This window comes from Mycobacterium venezuelense, assembly GCF_054919535.1.
Genome location: NZ_JBONDW010000076.1, coordinates 1 through 451, shown reverse-complemented (window position 1 = coordinate 451; position 451 = coordinate 1). Strand labels below are relative to the sequence as shown.

At 63.0% G+C, this 451-nt stretch carries 1 protein-coding gene; it reads right to left on the bottom strand.

The features are described 5' to 3' along the window. Nucleotides 1–451, bottom strand: a 451-nt coding sequence (locus ACRCUN_RS34255; RefSeq protein ID WP_462146042.1) for a condensation domain-containing protein, incomplete at both ends; no start/stop codon positions are given.

Sequence of the window (451 nt, the reverse complement as noted above, 5' to 3'; positions counted from 1 at the left end):
TGACCAGTCGGGAGAACAGCCGGAGGATCGGCTCGCGTATGCAGCACACAGATCAGCCACAAACGGGCCGATCGACCAACCATCGGCAGCGATATGGTGTACCACCGCGACAAACACGTGCTCGTTCTCGGCGACGCGGAAGAGCACTGCCCTCAAGGGAATTTCACGCGCGAGATCAAATGGTCGCTGCGCGAATGTCGCGACGGCGTCGCGCACGCGATCCGACGGCCAAGCGGTGGCATCGACAATCTGCCATCCCAGGTCTGCTCGCTCGGCGGGCACCACCACTTGCTCGGGAATTCCGTCTACCACCCCGAACACGGTGCGCAGACTCTCGTGCCGACCCACGACGTCGGCCAACGCCTGCCCCAGTGCATCGTCATCCAGTCCGCCAGTCAAACGCAAAGCGACCGGCATGTGGTAAATCGCTGAAGGCCCCTGCAACTGCTCC